The sequence below is a fragment of the uncultured Ligilactobacillus sp. genome (assembly GCF_948826705.1).
Lineage (GTDB): Bacteria > Bacillota > Bacilli > Lactobacillales > Lactobacillaceae > Ligilactobacillus.
In genome coordinates, this window is record NZ_CAQLEL010000080.1 from 1 (window position 1) to 2,974 (window position 2,974).

The window sequence follows — 2,974 nt, forward strand, 5'->3', positions numbered from 1 at the left end:
ATGATTTTTTGCTCCTATAGTCTTAGTATAATGACTTGCATATTGACTATGAATATCATTTTCGCCTAAAATGTTGAATACCTGTAATGCTTGCTGCATTTTAGATCGTCCTGTTTTAATATTTTGCTCAAATTCAAAATATCCTTGTGCATAAAGAAATACAGTCTGTTCAAAATAATTTAATTCATTATCTAGTAACTTTTTAATTTCTTGGATAAGATACTTGCAATTTTCAAACTGCTCATTATCAATACTTACGATCAAGCAATTAATAGCTAGTTGTGTAACTAACTTCTTATTAGTTTTGTTTAAAGAAGAGTAAATATAGTTTTTTAACATCTCTTTTGTAAGCAAGAAAAAAGAAGGATAGGGAATCGTTCTTGAACAGTTTCCTAATAAAGTGATCTCATAATATCCCCAATTTTCAACTTCGAATAAGTAATCTGTCAAATTCAAGATCTCGGTTTCAGTTGGCTTTATTTTATCCGAGTGATCTAGCATATAAATTATTGATTTTATCATAGTTTTCTCGAGATCATTTAACTGATATCTAGAAGTATCAGAAAGTAACTTAATAATATTATCCGTTTTTTGTGTGGGATATTCTTTACGGATATATTGCACTAGATCAACAAAGTTTTCGGTTTGCGTATGCTCACCATCATGTAAGATAAGAAATTCCCCAAGCAAAACATGTAATTTATCGAGAATATTGATCAAGCGAATACAAGATATCTCGGATTCGCCTCGCTCAAAGCGTGATATTTGAGATTTTGATAAATACTCATCAGCCACTGCATTTAAGCTTACATGTTTGCCTACTCGAATTTTTCTGAGTGTTTTCCCTAGATGTGACTTCATTTAAAATTCCCACTTTCACAACAAAAAAATAATATCTTTTTGTTCATTATATAGTTAATGTAGAGGAAAAGAAATAAGAAAAAGGTGCGCGTGTTAATCATGGAGAAGTTTTCAAATCTATTTTCAATAATAATATCAGAAATTATTATTATTGTCGGTTTATAGGGTTATATTTGTGTTCATACTATTATCTCTTATATATGACCCTTTTTTGAAAAAATCTTCTTTTTGTATAAATTAGCTATACCTTTAATACATCACTTAAAGGAGGTGATATCTATGTCACTTATGATCAAAAACTAGCTCCGTATATTGATGGAAACCATAATACCTTGAGTATTATGGTTTTCGTTAGTATTCGGAAGTTTATAAATACTATAAATTACGATAGGAGATAATTATGTATAAAACAAGTTTATTAGCAACGGGTGGTTTTAACGAAAAATGTGGAATTTTAGGTGTTGGTACAAAACAGTTTACATTGAGTTTAGAAGAATTTAAAGATGCACTCCATCTTTTAAACTATACGGAGATCGAACGTACTGAAGCTGAAATTAAAAAGTTTGAGTTAAAACATAACATTAAAAAAAATACTTTTCAAAAATTATTAGATAGTAATTTAATTTTAGAAAGCTCGTTGGTAAAGCCGAAAAAGGATACTCTTGATTTTAAAAACTATTTATATTTATTATCAATAGATGTAGATGCAAAATTAGTGTTAAATAATTTAAAAAATACTACAGTGATTATCATTGGTTGTGGTGGGATAGGAAACTTTTTAAGTTACTCCTTGGCAACATTTACTCCTGAAAAAATGCTACTTATTGATGGAGATAAGATTGAAAATAGTAATTTAAATCGGCAATTATTGTTCACAACTAAAGATATAGGATATTCAAAAGCAGATATGCTGAAAAAGCAGATTCAATTACGTAATCCTTTATTAGATATTACGTCCTATGATAGATATGTTACCGAGGATCTACTAGAAAAATCAATTAAATTAACAGATAATAAGCGATATTTAGTAATACTTTCAGGGGATAGTATTACTGCCTTAGAAGAAACTACAAAGTATTGTGTAAAAAATAAAATTCCCTTTTTAAATGTTGGTTACTTAAATGATATTTCTGTAATTGGACCATTTTATGTTCCAGGGATTTCAAGTTGTCCATATTGCAATAATACTTTATCTCTTGAAAAACATGAAAAAGATTCAATGCAAGATGAGTTGTTGAACATTAATAATAAATATGAAGCTCCATCTGGTTTTACAAATAATGCCTTAGCGTCTAGTTTAGCAATGTCTGATATTATTCAGTTCGAAGCTGAAAAATTAGATAAAGTCAAATCGCTAAATAAACGATTTGGTGTTGACAATGTGACGTTTAAAAATTATACATTAGATGTTCCCAAAGATAAAAATTGTAGCTTTTGTAGCGAGGAAAATAAATGAAGCAACTGCAGAAAAATATCAAAATATTTTATCTAGCAACTACTTTGACCACGTTAGCGGCTTCTTTGCCACATGCCGTCTTGACCGTGCTCTTGTTTGCTAAAGGCTTGTCATTGACGCAGATCATGTTAGTTCAAGCGACCTATAGCTTGGTCATTTTAGTCAGTGAATATCCTAGTGGTCTATTAGCTGATCTGTATTCTAAAAAAGCCCTCTTTTTATGGGCAAAAGTCTTTTTGCTTGGGATGTTTTTGCTAGTTTGGTCAGGTGAAAGCTTTCAGGCGATATTACTTGCTTGGGCATGCTATGGATTAGCAATGGCATTAGAGAGTGGGACATTGGATGCACAATTGATAAATGAACTCAAGCACCAAGCTCAAGATCGCTTAGTTGCCAAATTTATCAGTAATACTAATCGCTTGGATCTTATTGGAGCACTGTTTGGAGGGGTACTTGGTTCATGGCTGTATTATAGGTTAGGGATAAGGTTTTATTTGGTGAGTGTACTCTTAACATTAGTAGCGTTTTTGGCGATCAGATATGGTTATATTGAGGAGGTCACTGATAGTTCTAAGCAAAACTTGAAACAGAGCTTGATCAAACAAGTGGTGACCGGCTTTCGTGAACTTAAACATTCGCGTCAATTACGGTTGATGA

At 31.1% G+C, this 2,974-nt stretch carries 3 protein-coding genes; 2 read left to right on the forward strand and 1 reads right to left on the reverse strand.

Annotated elements, in window-relative coordinates; translation table 11 throughout:
• Window positions 1-861, reverse strand: an 861-nt coding sequence (locus tag Q9Q35_RS05425) for a helix-turn-helix domain-containing protein (RefSeq protein WP_304652491.1), incomplete at its 3' end; no start/stop codon positions are given.
• Window positions 862-1,261: 400 nt separating this feature from the next.
• Between Q9Q35_RS05425 and Q9Q35_RS05430 the strand changes: the two genes are divergently transcribed.
• Window positions 1,262-2,317 (forward strand): ThiF family adenylyltransferase, encoded by a 1,056-nt coding sequence (locus tag Q9Q35_RS05430; protein ID WP_304652492.1) that lies wholly within the window; start codon window positions 1,262-1,264, stop codon window positions 2,315-2,317.
• Window positions 2,314-2,974 (forward strand): MFS transporter (locus Q9Q35_RS05435; RefSeq protein WP_304652493.1); only part of this gene is annotated, 661 nt, incomplete at its 3' end. The genes Q9Q35_RS05430 and Q9Q35_RS05435, both read left to right, overlap by 4 nt.

What these genes read in the sequence shown, in the direction of transcription:
- Q9Q35_RS05430 (WP_304652492.1), top strand. Translation starts at nt 1,262, where the DNA reads ATGTATAAAACAAGTTTATTAGCAACGGGTGGTTTTAACGAAAAATGT.